Below are 17,386 nucleotides of genomic sequence, written 5' to 3'. Positions count from 1 at the left end.
GCATGCGCAAAGCATGTTGCGCATGCTGCAACGGATGGCTCGCGCGCTCGTCGCGGGCGGGCTGCCCGCTCAGTGAATCTCGTCCACCAGCACGTCCAGCATCCAAGCCCGCCCCGCCCCCGCAGGAGCCGCGGCCTCCACCACGTACCCGAGATCCCGCAGCGCCTCCACCAGCTCAGCGGGCCCCGAAGGCACGGCACCGGACTGCATGAGGCTGCGGACGATGCGGCCCTTGGTCGCCTTGTTGAAGTGGCTGACGACCTTCCGGGTCGGCGCGTGCAGCACCCGTACGCTCGCCGTGCGCCCCGCGACCTCGCCCTTCGGCTTCCACGCGGCCGCGTACGCGGAGGACCGCAGGTCGAGCACGAGGCCGTTCCCGGCCGCCTCGGGCAGCACGGAGGCCATCGGCGCCCGCCAGTGCGCGCCCAGCGCGCCAAGCCCCGGCAGCTTCACACCCATCGAGCAGCGGTACGAGGGAATCCGGTCCGTCACCCGGACCGCACCCCACAGCCCCGAGAAGACGAGCAGCGAGCGCGAAGCCCGCCGCTTGGCCCCCGTGTCGAGCGAGGCCAGGTCGAGGGCGTCGTACAACACCCCCGTGTAGATCTCCCCGGCGGGCCGCGCCCCCGCGGTCCGCAGCTCCGTGTTCTTGGCGACCTCGCCGCGCAGGCCCTCGCTCAGCCCGAGCACCTCGCGGGCCTTCTCCTCGTCGCCCACGCAGAGTTCGACGAGTTCCTCGAACACCGCCTGCCGCGCCTCGGCGAGCCCCGGCAACGACAGCGACTCCGGCTTCAACGGCGCGCCCCGCCCGGAGGGAGCCTTTCCTTCGGACGGCGGCAGCAGCACAAGCACGGCGGTTCTCCCTGGGGCGTTCGGTAAGGCGTTTCGGTGCGTGACGTTCAATACGTGACGTTCGGTACGTGACGTTCGGTACGTGACGTTCGGTACGTGAGCGGGGTACGCGCAAGCCTACGGGGTGCCGCCCGCCCCACCCCGCCATACGCTCGCCCTATGCCCCGCCGCCAGATTCGTGTGACCGGCGCAGCCGAGGCGCCCCTGCGGGCCGCGCTGCGCGCACTGCGCACCGAACTCGACATACCCGTGGCGTTCCGGCCGGAGGCCCTCGCCGAGGCGGAACGGGCCGCCCGTGAACCCACGCTGCCGGCGTACGACGCGACGGACATCCCCCTCTTCACCATCGACCCGCCGACGTCCACCGACCTCGACCAGGCGATGCACCTGTCCCGCCGCCCGGACGGCTACCGCGTGCGGTACGCCATCGCCGACGTCGCCGCCTTCGTCGTACCCGGCGGTCTCCTGGACGCGGAGGCACACCGCAGGGTCACGACCCTCTACTTCCCGGACGGGAAGATCCCCCTCCACCCGCCGCTGCTGAGCGAGGGCGCCGCGAGCCTGCTCCCGGACCAGACCTGCCCGGCCGTCCTGTGGACCATCGACCTGGACGCGGACGGCCGTCCCACGTCCACCGACGTCCGCCGCGCCCTCGTCCGCAGCCGCGCCAAGCTCGACTACGAGTCCGTCCAGAAGCAACTCGACGCGGGCACTGCCGAGGAGCCTCTGGCCCTGCTCAAGGACATCGGACTCCTCCGCGAACAACAGGAAGTGGCCCGCGGCGGCATCTCCCTGAACGTCCCCGAGCAGGAGATCGTCGAGCGCGACGGCACGTACGAACTCGCCTACCGCGCCCCGCTTCCCGCCGACGGCTGGAACGCGCAGATCTCCCTCCTCACGGGCATGGCCGCGGCCGAGCTGATGCTGACGTACGGCACGGGCGTGCTGCGCACACTCCCGGCAGCGCCGGATGGCGCGGTCGGCCGATTGCGGCGTACCGCCCGGGCACTGCGCATCGACTGGCCGCACCACGTCTCGTACGCCGAGCTGATCCGTTCCCTCGACCCGCACCTGCCCCACCACGCGGCCTTCCTCCAGGAGTGCACGACGCTGCTGCGCGGCGCGGGCTACACGGTCTTCCGGGGCGGCGTCACCCCGGACCTCACCACCCACGCCGCCGTGGCCGCGCCCTACACCCACTGCACGGCGCCGCTGCGCCGCCTGGTCGACCGGTACGCCTCGGAACTGTGCCTGGCGGCGGCAGCCGGGGAGGAACCGCCGCAGTGGGTGCTCGCCGCCCTCGACGACCTGCCGAAGCGGATGGCCGAGGGCACCCGCCGCGCGGGTACGGTCGAGCGCGAGTGCGTCGACATCGTCGAGGCGGCGCTGCTCAAGGACCGCGTCGGCGAACTCTTCGACGGCACCGTCGTGGACGTACAGGAACGCGAACCCACCGTGGGAACCGTCCAGTTGGAGTCCCCCGCCGTCGTCGCCCGTATCAAGAGCGAGGAAGCGGCGGGGGCGCTGCCGCTGGGGGAGCGGCTGCGGGTACGGCTCACACAGGCCGAACCGGGCTCGTCGAAGGTGCTGTTCGCTCCCGCGTGAGTTCCAGAGCTGTGCGTATCTCCCGTACCAGCGCCTCGGGTTCGTCGGCGTGGAAGCGGATCAGGGTTACGTCCTTGGGGCGTCCGAGGAAGGTGAAGTGCCGTACGGGGGAGGAGAGTTCGAGTGTGATCGTGGTCTGCGCGCCGATGGCCAGGTCGAGCCGGCCGTCGCGCTTCTCGTGCGTGGTGACCAACTCGCGGCGCACGGAGGCGATCGCGGCGAGCGGGACGCGCACGTCGACGTGGACGGCGCGGCGGATACGCAGGAAGGCCTCGTTCTCGTCCCCCGTGTCGTCGAGCACATGCGGGCGGGTCACGGACGCCGCGTGCATGCCGACGATCAGCAGCAGTGTGTAGACGTCGAGCGCGAACACGACCCGGTGGACGGCGGGATGGTTCCGCAGGAGCACCGCCATGCAGGCGCTTTCGAGGACGGACACGAACCCGAAGCCGAACATCATCGCGCCCTGGCCGCGCCCGTACGAGAAGGCCCGCCCGCGCCCGATGCCGTGCGGCCGCCGGGCCACCCACCGGGCGATGCTCGCCAGCAGCCGCACCTCGTGGGCGACGAGATGCCGCACGGTCCGAAGGGTCCGCACGGCGCCGGTCGCCGGCACACCGCTGGCCGGCACACCGCCCGCCGTCGTCACCGTGTCCGCCGCCGCGCTCATCGCGCACGCTCCACGAGCAGTTCGATCGTCCGGCGGACCGCCGCGGCCTGCGCGGGGGCGAAGTCGTCGAGAAAGGCGCGGAAGAAGCTGCCGGTGCCGGTCATGTCGGTTCCCTCCAGGTCGAGTTGGCCGAGGCCCATGCCTTCCAGGGCCTCGTCGGGCAGGCAGTCGGCGAGGGCACGGGCGGCCTCCTCGACGCGCGGGTCGGACCGGTCGACGTCGACGAGCGCGTCGAGCAGGGCGTACGCCTCGTGCGTCCGCTCCAGGGCGCCGGGCACGTCCGCGGTGGCACGCAGCGCGGACAGCAGCTGCTCACGGTCCTCGGGGGCCGCGACCGATTCGAGGAAGGCGATCATCTCGCGGTCCTTCGCAGCCATCGCCGGTTCCGGGTTCCGGGTCAACTCGCTGAAGATCGCGGCAAGTTCGGGAGACACGGGCCCTTCGGCGGTCAGTCCGCTCCCGTCCAGCAGGGCGCGCAGCCGCAGCCGCCGCTCCCGGATCGCCGCCTCCTGGCGCGCCAGGTCGTCGTCGAGCTCCGCGAGCACCTCGGCGAGATCGCGCCCCGCGTCGTCCGCGAGGGCGTCCCGCACTTCGGCGAGACCGAGCCCCAGCTCGGTCAGCCGTTTGATCCGGGCGAGCATGACAGCGTGGCGCAGGCCGTAGTCGCGGTAGCCGTTGGAGCGCCGCTCGGGTTCGGGCAGCAGCCCGAGGTGGTGGTAGTGCCGGACGGTCCGCGTCGTGACGCCGACGGTCGCGGCGAGTTCTCCGATCCGCATGCCCCCAGTAGAAACGTTGACGTTGCGGCAGGGTCAAGCGGCGGCTTTCCCGGCGGGTCGGGGAACACCCATTGACAGCTAACACTGTTAGCCGTACGGTCGGTCGTGGCTAACGACGTTAGCCAGATGTCCCGTGGTCGTCCCGCCGCACACCCCGACCGCCCAGCCGCAGGAGGCAGCAATGAGCACGGTAGCCACGAGCACGATCACCGGGCCCGGCACAGCCAGCACAGCTGGCACAGCCGACACTGCGGACGCCGACGGCGCGGACGCCGACACTGCGGACGCCGATCGCACGGCCTTCGCCCCCCGAGGCCGCCGCGTCCTCCCGGTCGTCCGCCGCATCGCCTGGCTGCTGAACGCGCTCTTCTGGTCGGCCTTCGCCGCGCTCGAAGCCGTGAACCACGGCTGGCTCGCGGGGCTGCTGGCCGTCGTGTTCTTCGCGGCGCCCGACCTGACGTTCCTGGTCGGCATCGGCGACGCGCGCGGAATGGCGAAGGGCCGCCTCCAGCCCCGCGCGGTCCCGTACTACAACACCGCCCACCGGGCGCTCGTCCCGCTCGCCCTCATGACGCTCTACGCCCTCGGACCGGTCACCTGGGCCCCGGCCTTCGCGGCCCTGTGCGGCTGGCTCGCCCACATCTCGTACGATCGCGCCTTCGGCTACGGCCTGCGGACGAAGGAGGGCTTCCAGCGTGACTGACGGGCAGGGCAACCGAGGCGCCGACGGGCGGGGCGCCCGAGGTGCCGACCGGCAGGGTTCCCAGGACGGTGACGGGCAAGGCGCCCAAGTTGGTGACCGGCCGGCCGGCCAGGGCGGTGACCGGCGGGGCGCTGAGTCCGGTGACCGGCCGGGCTCCCAGGGTGGTGGACCCGGTGGGCTCTCCCCGCGGGCCCGTTCGATCGTGGCGGCGGCCCGGGCGCTCCTGGAGGAGTCCGGCCCCGCGGCGCTGACCATGCGGGCCCTCGCCGACCACCTGGGCATCAAGGCCCCGTCCCTCTACAAGCACTTCCCCGACAAGTCGGCCGTCGAGGTCGAGCTGATCGCGCAGATGCTCGCCGAGTCCGCGGCTGCGCTGGAGGCTGCCGAGACCCAGGCCCCCGGTTCGATCCCGGCCCTGGCCGAGGCGTATCGCGCGTACGCCCTCGAACACCCCCACCTCTACTGCCTGGCCACCGAGCGCCCCCTGCCCCGCGCCTTCCTCCCGCCCGGCCTGGAGGACCGCGCCGCCGCGCCCCTGGTCCGGGCCTGCGGCGGCGACATGGACCTGGCCCGGGCCACCTGGGCGTTCGCCCACGGGATGGTGATCCTGGAGATCCACGGCCGATTTCCGGACGACGCGGACCTGGCCGGGGCATGGAAGAGGGGCACGCGGGCGTTGCATCCGTGAGGAGGTGGGGCGCCATGGGGGCACGGGGTGATGGTGAGCGGGTGGGTGGGCTTCGCCGGCCGGTCAGGTACGGGCAGACGGTTGAGCCGGGACGGCCAGGTGTGCCAGGGCGGGTGATTCCGGGCAGACGTATGTGCCTGGACTGCCAGGCGGATCCGGCCGGACATCTGGGCCTGACCGGACATCTGGGCCTGACCGGACACCTGGGCCTGACCGGACGGCCAAGCGCGGACCGACGGGTGGCCGTGAGTAGACGTCTGGCCGCGAGCCGGTGGCTGGGAGTGAGCCGGTGAGTGGGCGTGAGCCGGTGAGTGGGCGTGAGCCCGTGGCCGGCCGCGAGCAGGCCGTCTGGACCCGGGCGACTCTCGGCCGGAGCGGCCGTCCGCTCGACCTCCTGACCGCCCGCTTCAACCGTCACCGCTACGCGCCGCACGCCCACGAGGAGTTCACCATCGGCGTCTGCGTCGGCGGCTCCGAGATCATCGACTACCGAGGCGGCCGGATCGAGCCGGGCCCCGGCTCGATAGTCGTCCTCGCCCCCGGCGAGATGCACACCGGCGGCCCCGCGGCATCCGACGGCTACGCCTACCGCGCCCTGTACGCCGAGATCCCCCTGCTCACCGAGGGCACGTACGACATCCCGCACTTCCGCGACCCCCTCCTCGACGACCCCGAACTGGCCGCGGCCCTACGCATCGCACACACCGAACTGAGCGCCTGCCCGGACCCGTTGGAGGCGGAGTCCCGCGTCCCATGGCTGCTCACAGCCCTGGCCCGCCGCCACTCGACGGCCCGCCCGGTGTGCGACAGGATCCCGGGCGCGGACCGCATAGCCGAGACGGTCCGCACCCGCCTGGCAGACGAACTGCTCTCCCCGCCATCCCTCTCCGCCCTGGCCGCGGACCTGGACCTGTCCCGCTACCAACTGCTCCGAGCCTTCCGTACGAGCACGGGGATGCCCCCGTACGCCTGGCTGGCCCAGCACCGAGTGAACCGAGCCCGCTGCCTACTGGAGAAGGGCCACCGCCCCGCCGAGACGGCGGCACTGGTCGGCTTCGCGGACCAGGCACACCTGACGCGCTGGTTCCGCCGGGTACTGGGCGTGACCCCGGCGGCGTACCGCAACAGCGTTCAAGACTCCCGCCGCTGACCCGGCCGAGACTGCCCGCATGACTGCACGCGGCTGGTTTCTCTTCTCCCTGATGGGAGTGCTCTGGGGCATCCCCTACCTGATGATCAAAGTGGCGGTGGACGGTGGCATGTCCGCGTCCATGGTGGTATTCGCACGCTGCGCGCTGGGCGCGGCACTGCTACTCCCCTTCGCAATCAGCCAGGGAAACCTGGTGGGAGTCGTACGAGCGCACTGGCGCCCCATGCTGGCCTTCGCCTGCATAGAGATCATCGGCCCCTGGTGGACCCTGACCGACGCGGAACGCCACCTCTCCAGCTCGACGGCGGGCCTGCTGATCGCGGGCGTACCGATAGTGGGCATCGTCCTGGCCCGCTACTTCGGCGACACGGAACGCCTGGGCGCCCGCCGCATGGTCGGCCTCGGGCTGGGCCTGGCCGGCGTGGCGGTCCTGACGGCCCCACACCTGACAGGCGGAAACGCCCGCGCCCTGACGGAGATGCTGGTGACGGTGGTGGGCTACGCAACAGCCCCGCTGATCATGGCCCGCTACCTGAAACCGGTGCCGACCCTGCAACTGATAGCCCCGTGCCTGCTCCTGGCGGCGCTGGTGTACGCCCCGGCAGCGGCACTGACACGACCGTCGTCGCTCCCGTCCCCCTCAGTCCTGGCATCCCTCTCCGGCCTGGGAGTGATCTGCACGGCACTGGCCTTCGTGGTCTTCCTGGAACTGATCAGGGAGGCGGGCCCGACGCGGGCGGTGGTCTTCACGTACGTCAACCCGGCGGTGGCGGTGACGGCGGGAGTGCTGTTCCTGGACGAGGAGCTGACGGCGGGGGTGGTAGCGGCGTTCACGCTGATCCTCCTGGGCTCGTTCCTGGCGACGGCGGCTCCGGCCGCTCGCGTTCCGGCCGGGGCCACGGGCCCGGTACCATGGTCGACACGGCAGACGAGCCGGGCGGACGGCCGCGTGGAGTCCCCTTCGGGGGCGCTTCCCGAGGAACGTCCGGGCTCCAAAGGGCAGGGTGGTGGCTAACGGCCACCCGGGGTGACCCGCGGGACAGTGCCACAGAAAGCAGACCGCCAGGGACCTCGGTCCCAGGTAAGGGTGAAACGGTGGTGTAAGAGACCACCAGCGCCTGAGGCGACTCAGGCGGCTAGGTAAACCCCACCCGGAGCAAGGTCAAGAGGAGCCGCCTCTTCGCAAGAAGGACGGCTCTGCGCGGACGTTCGAGGGCTGCCCGCCCGAGTCCGCGGGTAGACCGCACGAGGCCGGCGGCAACGCCGGCCCTAGATGGATGGCCGTCTCCCCGGCCGCCGCGAGGCAGCCGGGCGACAGAACCCGGCGTACAGCCCGACTCGTCTGCCGCTCGTACTCTGAACTCAGAGGAACCCGGGTCGGGCGATTTCGATGACGAGGGTCAGATAGGGCCAGCCCATTTCGACGAGAGCGCGCTAACGCTCGTGATCCAGTTCCTTGCCCGTGATCAGCATGCTGTGGTGGCTGCCGTCGGGTGCGACGAGGACAGGCTGCAGAGTGACCGTGATGCGATGAGTCTGCGTTGTGGAGGTGGACATGTCGGCGTTCGCCTCCACGACCCAGAACCTCACCTTGCCGCTCCCGCCGCGGGAGCGGTCGACTGCGACGGTCGCCTCGATCTCCACCGGACCCAGTTCGAAGCGCACTGGGCCCAGGTCCGGGTCGGAAAGGGCGGAGTTGAGCTGGATTCTCAACTCCCTTATGAAGTCGCCTAGTTCGATCACAACGGCTCTCCCGTGCAGCCAGATGGGTTGTGATGTTACGAGAAAAGTGCAGATAGGTCACCAGCGCAGTGGCATTGCTTCAGAGCGCGATCAGGGTTTCGAAAGATGCACCGACCCCGCCGCGAGGCCCCGGCCTCTCGCGGCGTAGAGGGGGCGGACGCGGGGTAAGAGGCCTCGTGTGGGCGAACACGAGGGGAGTCCAACAGGGCTGGAGATCAGCCGAGTGGCCGAGGTGATCACAGGACGTACGCTCGGCATGCCCGGTCGGCGAGGCTCAGGCTACCGAGTGTCCGACCATTACGTCCTTACCTCGGCACATGTCGTGGGACCGCCCGTGGCCGGGCTCCGAGTCCGTTTCGATGCGGACCGCCCTGCCGAGTGGACGGTCCAGGCTCGTGTCGCCTTCGCTTCGGCCCGGGCGGACCTGGCCCTGCTGGAACTCACGGACCTGCCCCCTGAGGCGCCGTCAGCCCTATTGCCGCCTCGATTTCTCGCCGTCCCGGACGGTGATGTGACGTTGCGGGTGTCCACCGTCGGTTTCCCTCTTTTCAAGATCCGGCAGACCGCTGTCCGACCCGATCGCGCCGAGTCCGGGCCCTCGGGCCGGTACCGCGACTCCTGTCACGTCGACGGCAAAGTCTCTGTCCTCTCCAACCGCCGCGAGGGGAGCCTGGAGGTCGCAGTACCACCGCCCGCCGAGGAGGTGGGACCGGACCGCTCTCCCTGGGAGGGCATGTCCGGTGCGGCCGTCTGGTGCGAGGATGCGGTCATCGGTGTGATCGCCGTGCATCACCGGGCGGACGGCCTGAACCGACTTGCCGCGGTGCGGGTGGCACGGTGGTACGAGGTCCTGGGGGAGGCCGAGTTGGAAGTGCTGGTCAGGCATGCAGGTCTGCCGCCGGAACTCCCGGTCTCCGCGGGCCCTCCGGCTTCTGCTCCTTGCTCGCTGCTGCCCCTCTTGAACCCGGCCGAACTCTGGCAACTCACCGATGCGATTGCCGAGCTTCCCTCGCTCCGCCGACTCAACGGGCTGGACGCTGTACTGGAGGAGACCGATCCTCGTCTTGTCGGCCAGCGTCCTCGCGACGGAAACCTGCGCTCCGAGGTTCACGGACTGCTGCGTACGTGCCGGAGATATCCCGGCACGTTCGGTCCGGTGGTCGATGCTCTACGGAACTGGGAACAGGACTCGGAGGAGGTCCGTCGAGTCGAGCGCATTCTGCGCCAACTGACCGTCAAATACCGATGATGTGATGCGGTGACTGACCGGTACGCAGGGTTTCGGCACGACCTGTGCTGGGTCATCATGGGAGGGAACGCCGGATGAGTCAACGGCCTGTAACAGGAGGGGACTTGGCAGCCGTGGAGCGGGCTACGCCTGCCACTGGTCCCGGGATCCTGGACCTCTCGGGTATATCGCTCGAGGAACTGCGCTCCATGGACGGCCCAGATCTGACTGAGTCGCTCAAGCGTCTGATGAGCGACGTCGACGACCCGTATTCGGTCAGGGCCGGGGGCAGCAATCCGTCCCGTTCGGTGTGACTCAGGGGGAGTCGTGGGTGCTGACGGCGGCGTAGACCGAGACCGTCCGGCCTTCCACAGTTTTTCCCTGGAGGACCTTCCAGCACTTGTTCATGACGGCGACCGTGGTAGGTCCGTCAGCGAGTTACGGAAGGCCGAACGCAGCCGCCGTCTGCTCTTGCTGCGAGCCTTCCTCGACCGGGCCGGTGTGAGCGCCGGAGGAGGAGAGGGGGCGCCCGTAGCCGAAGCGTGGCGCTTGCTGGAGCGCGCTCAGCGCGCGGTGCCCGAGGTCGTGGAGGAGATCCTGATGTCTCCGGGAACGGGCATATGGCTGTCCTCGGCCCTGCGGCGCCTGCGGGACAGCTCTTCGGGGCAACTTCCGCTGTGGGCCGTCACCGGGCATCTTTCCGTCCTGGCCGTCGCCGCGGCGACCCGCGCTCGGCTTTCGTTCTCTCTGGGAGTCCCGGCCTTCCGGGGGACCGTTGCCTTTCCCGGCCTGGGCTGTGCGACGTTCCCGGCCGAGGAACCCTGGGCTACGGCACATGCCACGGGACGTAACGGTTCTCTGCGCGTGGTCGCCGCCGGCACCGAGGTTCGGGCGGAGCCCGACTGGCAGCGCTCCGAGCCCGGCTGGCTACCGATCCGTCGGCTGGTCCTCGATGCGCGGCAGTCCGCTCTCCGCCTCGTGGTGGAGGAACACGATCCCTATCGGGCCTTCGTCGGTCCCCGTGCACCACGCACCCTGACAAGCGGTGAGGAACACGTCTGGCGTTCCTCGCTGACCGAGGCATGGGGCATGCTCGTTCGCGACGAGCCGGTCGTGGCGGAGGAAATGCGGTCCGGTGCTCTCGTTTCCCTGGCGCCTGCAGAACCAAGAGAGAGATTTCGGCCATTCAGTAGTTCGGCCGGCGAAGCCTTCGGCGGGGTCAGCGCTTCACTGCCGGACAGTCCTTCCCAGCTGGCCGCCACCCTGGTGCATGAGTTCCAGCACATCAAGCTCGGGGCCTTGATCCACCTCGAACCGTTGCTGCGCAGGGCCCAAATGCCGAATGAGCGAAAGGAGTTGCTCTACGCGCCGTGGCGCGACGACCCCCGGCCACTGGAGGGGCTTCTGCAAGGAATCTATGCCTTCTTTGGAGTAACGCGGTTCTGGCGTGCTCATCGCCGGAGCTCAGGTGCAGCACCCTCACCGCTGGCCGACTTCGAGTTCGCCCTCTGCCGGGAACAGGTGTGGTCGACGCTGAACAGTGTCTGGCGGCACCCACGGCTGAATCCGGTGGGACGTCGCCTCTTGGACACTCTGGGCGAGCATTGTGCGCTCTGGGTGGCCGAAGAGGTGCCGGACAAGGAGTTGCGGTTGACTCGTGAGGCGAGGGCAAGTCATCACGCCATGTGGCGTGCGCATCATCTGAGACCGTCACGGCAGGCTGTTGACGAGGCCGTTCGTGCGTGGACGCGAGGGGACAGGTATCCGCCCGTTCTCCTTGAAGCTCCTCCTCGTTCGGTGGCCGACACCGGCGCGGACGGTCTGGACACGGCTGCTGTCCTTGCCCGGCACCGCATCACCGATCCAGAGGGAGCCTGGATCCATCAAGCCGAGAAGCAGGTCAGTGGGGCAGGGCGGGCAGATGTGCTTCTGACCCTCGGCGAGCGGTCGGCTGCTCGCCGCATCCTGGTGGAGCAACTGCTTGCCGAGAGACCTTCGGCGGGTGTTTGGGCCCTTCTGGGGCGGGCCCTGGTGGATGACCCCGGACAGGGTGCGGCCTCCAGGCTTCTGCTGCGGTTTCCCGAGCGTGCCAGGGCGGTCCAGGAAGCCCTGAGGGCCGCCGACATGGAGCAGGCCGATCCCGTCCGGCTGGCTGCCTGGCTGGCCGGCGGCGCGGACACGGGTTGAACTCGACGCTCACACAGGAGGCACGAACGGGATGAGAGACAGCTGCCGTTCGTGCCCTTGTCCGACGTCTTCCGTGTCTGGCGTCTTCTGTTCCGCGCTACAGAGGCAGAGGGTCGATGTCGCAGTTCGCCCGGATGCCCTCCCGGAACTCCACGGCAGCAGGGTGGGGAGCCGCACCGCCCTGCCCGGCGGGTGATGTTTTGAGCACCCGCTCCAGGCGGTCCCCTGTGTCCCTGCGCAAGGCTGTGCCCTCCTCTTCCAGGCCGAGAGACACCAGATCCTTGGCGAGATTCCCGGCGCAGGCGAGCGTGGTCGGGTGGTCTGGGCCGAAGGTCTCCACGCACCTCGTGAGCGTCTCCCGCCCCCTGTTCACTGCTTCCTGGTGATCCCCCAGTGCCGCCAGGTCACTGGCAAGATTGATGGCGGTCACCAGGGTGAAAGGGTGGAGTGGACCGACCGTGTCCACGAGTGCGTCCAGTGCTGTCTCGTCCAGACGGCGTGCTTCCGCCGGGCGCCCCAGCAGGCGTTCGGAGACTGCCAGGCCGACGTCCGCGGACATGGTGTAGGGATGCCGCTCGTGGAAGACGGCCCGGTAGCCGGCACAGGCCTGGAGGCCCCTGGCGTGGGCCGCGCCCAGGTCACCGTTCTGGCGCAGGGCGATGGCGAGTGACAGCGCGCTTGCCAGGGAACGGGGGTGGGTCTCTCCGTAGCGGCGGGTGAATCCTTCATGGGCCTCAAGGGCGAACTCCAGGGCGCGTGCGTGATCTCCCGCTTTGCGGCAGGCGATGCCCAGTTCGCGCACCATGTCGGTCGTACCGGGGTTGTCGCTGCCGAAGAGCTCGCGGGACGCCGCCAGGGCGCTTTCCTGGAGTTGGAGTGCGCCGATGTACTCCCCGATCTCCCTGACATCGATGGCGATCGAGTTCTCAGTGATGAGACTGCGCTGTTCGTCGCGGCCGAACACGCGCAGCTTGAGCGCCCACGTCCTGCGGTCCAGGTCGCGCGCCTCCAGGAAAGCGCCGGTGAGACGAAGACCCACACCGAGGTTGTGCGCGATGTTCAGGGTTACGGGGTCGTCCTCGCCGAAGGCGCGCACCGCCCGCTCGTGGGCGACTCGGCCCAGGTCCACTCCGTCCTGGAAGCGGCCCTCGGCTCGGCGTACGACCGCTTCCGTGTCGATCGCGTCGAGGGCGCTTTCGCTGTCGGGGTCGGCGACGCGATCGTAGACCCGGCGGACGTGCTCGACCAGGTCGGAGGCCTCTCGGTACCGGCCGACCGTCCAGTACATCCAGGTCAGCCACTGGCCCATCAGCAGTGTCTGGTGGTCCTCCTCTCCGAAGAGCTCCAGCCAGGTCTTCCAGGCGGACTCGGAGAAGTCGACGGCGACGTCGTGATCTCCCCAGTGGTAGAGGTACTTGGCGACGTTGATCACAAGGTCGCGGGTCCACGACTGGTTCGACCGAAGGGCGTCCGAGGCCATCACATGTGTGTAGAGCTCAGCGTATCGATCCCAGCTCGTCGGATCGGTTGGCGCCTGGGGGTCGGCTGTCGCCATCAGGGAGTGGGCGCTCTCGCGCATGCGGTTTTGCTCCTGTGGGTTCATGCGGTTGATCAAAACGTGCTGCACCAACCTGTGCATCTCGATCGAGTTCGTGCGGTGGTCGATACGGGCTAGCGAGTAGCGGTTGATCTCCCGAATTGCTCGTGCGAGCTTCATTGGGTCACTCAGCGTGGCGTCGAGCTCACGGAAGGGGCTGTCACTCTCGCGGCGAGACAGAATTTTCCTGGAGATCGGGTCCGGCGCGAAGTAGGAACACAGCTGGAGCAGACGGAGCGCGGCCGGACTGCGGGTCTCCAGATGGTCGAGGGAGACGTTCCAGGCCGCGGCGACGGGCAGCTGGTAGTCCGGTGGCGGGGCGGTCTCCAGCAGTTCGTTCTTCTTGCTCTCGAACAGTCGCAGATACTCGGATGCCGGCATGCCGGTCTCGGCCCGCCAGGCCGCGGCCTGCACGAGTGCGAGCGGAAGGTCGCCCAGCGCCTCGGCCAGGGCTTCAGCCTCCTCGTCCTCAAGGATCGGCCCTGAGCCACGGAGCAGCTCCTTGCTCTCTTCCCGGGCGAACACGTCCACCTCGAGAGAGCCGCCCATCAGGCCCCAGCGCCGATTCCGGGACGTCACGAGGATCGTGCCCGTGCCGCCGGTCGGGAAGTACGGGCGTACCTGCTCGGGGCTGTCCGCGTTGTCGAAGATCAGCATCCACCGGGAGTACGGGCGCCCCTCGCGCAGTGCTTCTCGCACCGCAGGCCCGGCCACGTTGATCTCCGAGGAGCTGGTCAGCCCAAGCCTCCTGGCGAGTTCCACCAGGGACTGGCCGATCTGCCCCGGCCGCTCTGACGGGATCCACCAGACGATGTCATATTCGAACTGGTGTCGGTAGGCGTACTCGATCGCCAGCTGGGTTTTCCCGACGCCGCCCATGCCGTGGATCGCCTCGGGCAGGACCGTCGTCGTGCCCTCACCCAGCCGTTGGTCTAGCAGGTTGAGGAGTTCGGTCCGGCCGGTGAAGTTCTGGTTGCGCGGGGGCAGGCTCCAAACGCGTGGCTGTGCGGTCCGTACTCCTTCCTCTGGGCGCTGGGGTGTGATCGACATACGCGATGCTCCTTCGTCTTCTGCGGAGGGAGGGGACGGGGCGTCGTCGGACACGGCGGTGGGCAGGTCGGCGAGGCGAACGGCATGCCGCTGATGGTGCCATTCCAGGGCATTTCGTAGAATCCCGGCGCGCTGAAGGAACGACACGGCCACCAATGCCTCCAGTTCCACACGGAGGAATTCGGCGTTGCGGGACGTGACCGTGGGAATGGCCGGGTCGTGCAGTGACGCGGAGGGCGGTGGCAGCAGGGACGCGCTCGCCGGCACCGCAGCCAGCACTTCTCGTACCTCGCGCAGTGTCCCGAGGGTCGTGCTTCGCCGGCCCAGGGCGAGGAGCTGCTCGCGCGCGCCCGGAAGGAACTCGTACACCACGGCTTCTGGGGTGTCGTCGCGGACTCCTGTGGTGCGGACCAGGCTGCTCAGGAAGAGTTCGGAGGCATGGACCGGCCCGGCACCGGGTGTGGAGTGGATCAGACTGCGGACGACGGGCAGGCTCAGCGGTGCGGCGGCAAGGCGGGTGGCAAGGCGAAATGCGGTGGGGGAGGCGGCGGCGCGGAAGGCGGAGACCCGGTCGGCCGCGGACGGTGGGCCGGGGGGACCGGGAAACTCGGCCGCGCCGGGAAAGGCCCGGGCGGAATCCGGTCGGGCCTTCCAGCGGTGGGCCAGTACCACCGGCATGTCCAGCCAGTGTGGTTCGCTCTCGGCCAGCAGGGCGGACAGGGCCCGCGCCCCATGATGGACGAGGGAAAGAACGGGGACGACGACCGGCAGGTTTTCCTCCCCCGCGTCCTCCGCGGCCTCTTCCCATGACCCCACATCGGCCTCGGTCCCGCGCAGCTCGGGCGGCAGCTCCCGTCGGCGCCACTCCCAGGAGCTGTTGGCACCCCACGGCGTAGGCGCCTTCACCTGAACGTGGGACACGTCGAGACCGGTGCGGAACCACTGATGAGGGGGGAGTACGTCGATCACGGTCACCGGCCAGGCGAGCCCCCACTCGCGCAGCAGGGGCTGCACGGCACCCAGGTGCCAACCGGCCGCCAGACCGTCAGTGATCAGCAGAACCACCCGCCGGGTACCGGCCTGTGCCGTTCCCAGCTCCGGGTCGGTTCGCACGCGGGACGGCGTCGTCTCGTCCGTGCCGGACAGGTGGACAACCCGCACATGCGCGAAGCTCTCGCCGAGGATTCCGGGCAGCTCCTGGATCACCTGGTCGTACACACGCATGCTCACGTGGGAATCGACGACCAGGATCGCCTCCGTCGGTACCGAACCGTCCTTCGGATGCGGAGCGTTCCACAGAGACGCCGAGTCCATCCCGGCCCTTAAATGCTCGCACCGAGCATCGTCACTGGGCATGGGCACTCGCAGAGGCTTGGTGGTTGTGTCGTTGCGGCGACGGGGAAACGTCCACGCCGACGTATGCGACAACCACCCCGTACAAAGGGAAGCTTACCTGCGACATGGGCGCGTGGTGACGTGCTCTGATCGACGTACTTGGCATCACGGAATGCGGCCTCCTCTCCCCCGTCCTTCGGTGACTTCTCATCCGGTGTTGCTCGATCCGCCCCCTGGCACCGAGGGCCCGGGCAGCCGTTCAGGGTCGTCCAGTAACAGGGCCAAGTGGCGTCCCACATGGCCGTTCCAGCTCTCGGGTCCGAGCGCCAGCGCCTCGTTCCGCCACCGCCGGGTGCGTTCCAGGAGTCCAGCCAGACCTCCGTCCTGGACGATGTCCGCGGCGGCCTCACGAAACGCCATACCCGAGCCGCTCCTGTCCCACAGCAGGGCGGGGATACCGGCCCGCAGTGCCGCGACGAACTCCTGCCGAGCATCCGACGAGTCATCGCAGGGTGGCTCGCTGAGGACCATGCACACGATCTGCTCGTCCTCCTTGAGTTCGCGTTCCAGATGGAAGGCGGACTGTTCCGGCTGGCTCCAGTACGAGCGGCTGTCGGCCGGTCTGTCCTTCAACTGACGCCAACGGTTGTTCCAGGGCCGATGCCAGGCACCCCTGCGTAGGCGATCAAAACTGCGCAGAACGATCGTGTAGTCCATGACCAGGGGGGTGGGGACGGGCCCGTCGGGTTCCTTGGTCCACCACTCGACCGGCTCGCCGAGTAATTCCCACGGCAGGATGTACTCGATCACCACGGGCTGGCGCAGATCCGACCAGCGTTCCTCGGCCTGTTCGATGAGACGGTCCACCGCGCCGGGCAGTTGAGCCCGTTGAAGACTGACGGTCTCGCCCGGGATCGGATGCCAGCCGTCGGCGTCGGACTGCCGCCAGTGGGACAGGTAGTAGTTGCCTGGGTCCACGCCGTCCGGCTCGAACTGGATGAGCAGGTATGCCGGGTGGAGGGACGGATCGCCGGGAGTCTCGTAGTCGCCCTGCAGGCAGTTGGTCATCTCATCGGCCAACTCCCTGAGTTGGGACTGCTTCCGGTTCCACCGCCGGATCTCTTCCGCTTCCTTGGTACGCCCCTCCTTGACCAGATGTCCGGCGGCGAGGGAGAGGAAGGCCATGGAAGGAGGGAGTTCGTCGGGCGCCGCGTTGTCCCCGGCCAGGTGCAGGAACACCTCCCAACCGGTATCGCACCAGGACTCCAGTTCCTGGGTACGGGCGTGACTGGCGCGGCGGGCGAGTGTGGTCAGCAGAGAAGCGGAGCGGATGCTGTGAAGGACGGGCCGCAGGGCGTGCAGGTCGGCGTCCTGGAAGAAGGCCACAGCCTCCCACTCGTCCACCAGACGCCGTAACGCGAGGACGGTCTCCGACTCCTGCTCGGCGTAGCTCAGACAACGGGCCAGTGTCTGCAGCCCTTCGTCGGCGGCCGCGCAGGACTTGACCAGTTGACGCAGCCACAGCGAAAGCGGTCCGTCCTGCCGAGGATCGACCTCCACCCTTGCCCGCGGCCCCAGTTCCGCAGTGAGATCCTGGACCACCATGTCCGCGCCGGCCTGGCGGCGCATGGTCTCCGACCTCGTGAGTATGCGGGTGATATCGGCAATGAGCTCATTGCGCACGCGTGCGGCGCTGCGCTCCTCCACCTCGCGACCTCCCCCCGGCTGTCATCGAGTGCGATCCCATTCCCGCTGATCCGGACAGCCTACGACTAGCCTTCCCTGCCGTCATCGGCGTGAAG

At 69.2% G+C, this 17,386-nt stretch carries 13 protein-coding genes, 1 other RNA gene and 1 pseudogene; 9 read left to right on the top strand and 6 right to left on the bottom strand.

The window, feature by feature from the left end; genetic code table 11:
* Positions 1–69: 69 nt before the first annotated feature.
* A complete protein-coding gene (yaaA, locus tag ACIBEI_RS15925) occupies positions 70–852 on the bottom strand; it encodes a peroxide stress protein YaaA (protein WP_398889062.1) in 783 nt (260 codons plus the stop codon).
* Positions 853–1,011: 159 nt separating this feature from the next.
* On the opposite strand from yaaA, the gene ACIBEI_RS15920 reads away from it, so the two are divergent.
* Positions 1,012–2,457, top strand: coding sequence for an RNB domain-containing ribonuclease (locus ACIBEI_RS15920; RefSeq protein ID WP_398889060.1), 1,446 nt, complete (start codon positions 1,012–1,014; stop codon positions 2,455–2,457).
* Here ACIBEI_RS15920 and ACIBEI_RS15915 read toward each other — a convergent pair.
* Both ACIBEI_RS15915 and ACIBEI_RS15910 read right to left on the bottom strand, forming a co-directional pair.
* Positions 2,408–3,127: a hypothetical protein gene (locus ACIBEI_RS15915; protein ID WP_398889058.1), complete on the bottom strand. Its 720-nt coding sequence runs from the start codon at positions 3,125–3,127 to the stop codon at positions 2,408–2,410. The genes ACIBEI_RS15920 and ACIBEI_RS15915 overlap by 50 nt on opposite strands.
* A complete protein-coding gene (locus ACIBEI_RS15910; RefSeq protein WP_398889056.1) occupies positions 3,124–3,903 on the bottom strand; it encodes a MerR family transcriptional regulator in 780 nt (259 codons plus the stop codon). Before ACIBEI_RS15910 ends, ACIBEI_RS15915 begins: the two co-directional genes overlap by 4 nt.
* 181 nt (positions 3,904–4,084) lie before the next feature.
* Between ACIBEI_RS15910 and ACIBEI_RS15905 the strand changes: the two genes are divergently transcribed.
* The 5 genes and pseudogenes from ACIBEI_RS15905 (at position 4,085) to rnpB (ending at position 7,789) form a co-directional block, all read left to right on the top strand.
* The gene (locus tag ACIBEI_RS15905; RefSeq protein ID WP_398889054.1) at positions 4,085–4,606 is read left to right on the top strand and encodes a DUF4260 family protein; all 522 of its coding nucleotides are present in this window, start codon (positions 4,085–4,087) and stop codon (positions 4,604–4,606) included.
* 199 nt (positions 4,607–4,805) lie between these two features.
* On the top strand, positions 4,806–5,294 hold the full coding sequence (locus ACIBEI_RS15900; protein ID WP_398889576.1) for a TetR/AcrR family transcriptional regulator: 489 nt from the start codon (positions 4,806–4,808) through the stop codon (positions 5,292–5,294).
* A gap of 289 nt (positions 5,295–5,583) precedes the next feature.
* Positions 5,584–6,444 (top strand): AraC family transcriptional regulator, encoded by an 861-nt coding sequence (locus ACIBEI_RS15895; RefSeq protein ID WP_398889052.1) that lies wholly within the window; start codon positions 5,584–5,586, stop codon positions 6,442–6,444.
* Positions 6,445–6,463: 19 nt separating this feature from the next.
* Positions 6,464–7,246, top strand: a pseudogene (locus ACIBEI_RS15890) (DMT family transporter); the annotation flags it as partial.
* 127 nt (positions 7,247–7,373) lie between these two features.
* Positions 7,374–7,789: RNase P RNA component class A (gene rnpB, locus ACIBEI_RS15885), an RNA gene on the top strand.
* Between the two features lie 89 nt (positions 7,790–7,878).
* Here the strand turns inward: rnpB and ACIBEI_RS15880 are convergent.
* Positions 7,879–8,187 (bottom strand): trypco2 family protein, encoded by a 309-nt coding sequence (locus tag ACIBEI_RS15880; protein ID WP_398889050.1) that lies wholly within the window; start codon positions 8,185–8,187, stop codon positions 7,879–7,881.
* A 256-nt stretch (positions 8,188–8,443) separates the two neighbouring features.
* On the opposite strand from ACIBEI_RS15880, the gene ACIBEI_RS15875 reads away from it, so the two are divergent.
* From ACIBEI_RS15875 to ACIBEI_RS15865, 3 genes are all read left to right on the top strand, one after another.
* A complete protein-coding gene (locus ACIBEI_RS15875) occupies positions 8,444–9,436 on the top strand; it encodes a trypsin-like peptidase domain-containing protein (RefSeq protein ID WP_398889048.1) in 993 nt (330 codons plus the stop codon).
* Positions 9,437–9,540: 104 nt separating this feature from the next.
* On the top strand, positions 9,541–9,729 hold the full coding sequence (locus tag ACIBEI_RS15870; RefSeq protein ID WP_398889046.1) for a hypothetical protein: 189 nt from the start codon (positions 9,541–9,543) through the stop codon (positions 9,727–9,729).
* A gap of 271 nt (positions 9,730–10,000) precedes the next feature.
* Entirely contained in the window at positions 10,001–11,602 is a 1,602-nt protein-coding gene (locus ACIBEI_RS15865; RefSeq protein WP_398889045.1) for an HEXXH motif domain-containing protein, read from the top strand.
* Positions 11,603–11,699: 97 nt separating this feature from the next.
* Here ACIBEI_RS15865 and fxsT read toward each other — a convergent pair whose 3' ends face one another.
* Together fxsT and ACIBEI_RS15855 are read right to left on the bottom strand one after the other, a co-directional pair.
* The gene (fxsT, locus tag ACIBEI_RS15860) at positions 11,700–15,563 is read right to left on the bottom strand and encodes an FxSxx-COOH system tetratricopeptide repeat protein (RefSeq protein ID WP_398889043.1); all 3,864 of its coding nucleotides are present in this window, start codon (positions 15,561–15,563) and stop codon (positions 11,700–11,702) included.
* 228 nt (positions 15,564–15,791) lie between these two features.
* Positions 15,792–17,267, bottom strand: coding sequence for a hypothetical protein (locus tag ACIBEI_RS15855; RefSeq protein WP_398889574.1), 1,476 nt, complete (start codon positions 17,265–17,267; stop codon positions 15,792–15,794).
* Positions 17,268–17,386 lie beyond the last annotated feature (119 nt).

Source organism: Streptomyces sp. NPDC050988, from assembly GCF_044456225.1.
GTDB lineage: Bacteria > Actinomycetota > Actinomycetes > Streptomycetales > Streptomycetaceae > Streptomyces.
Note: the sequence above shows the minus strand (reverse complement) of the source record. Positions and strands in the feature narration are given on the sequence as shown.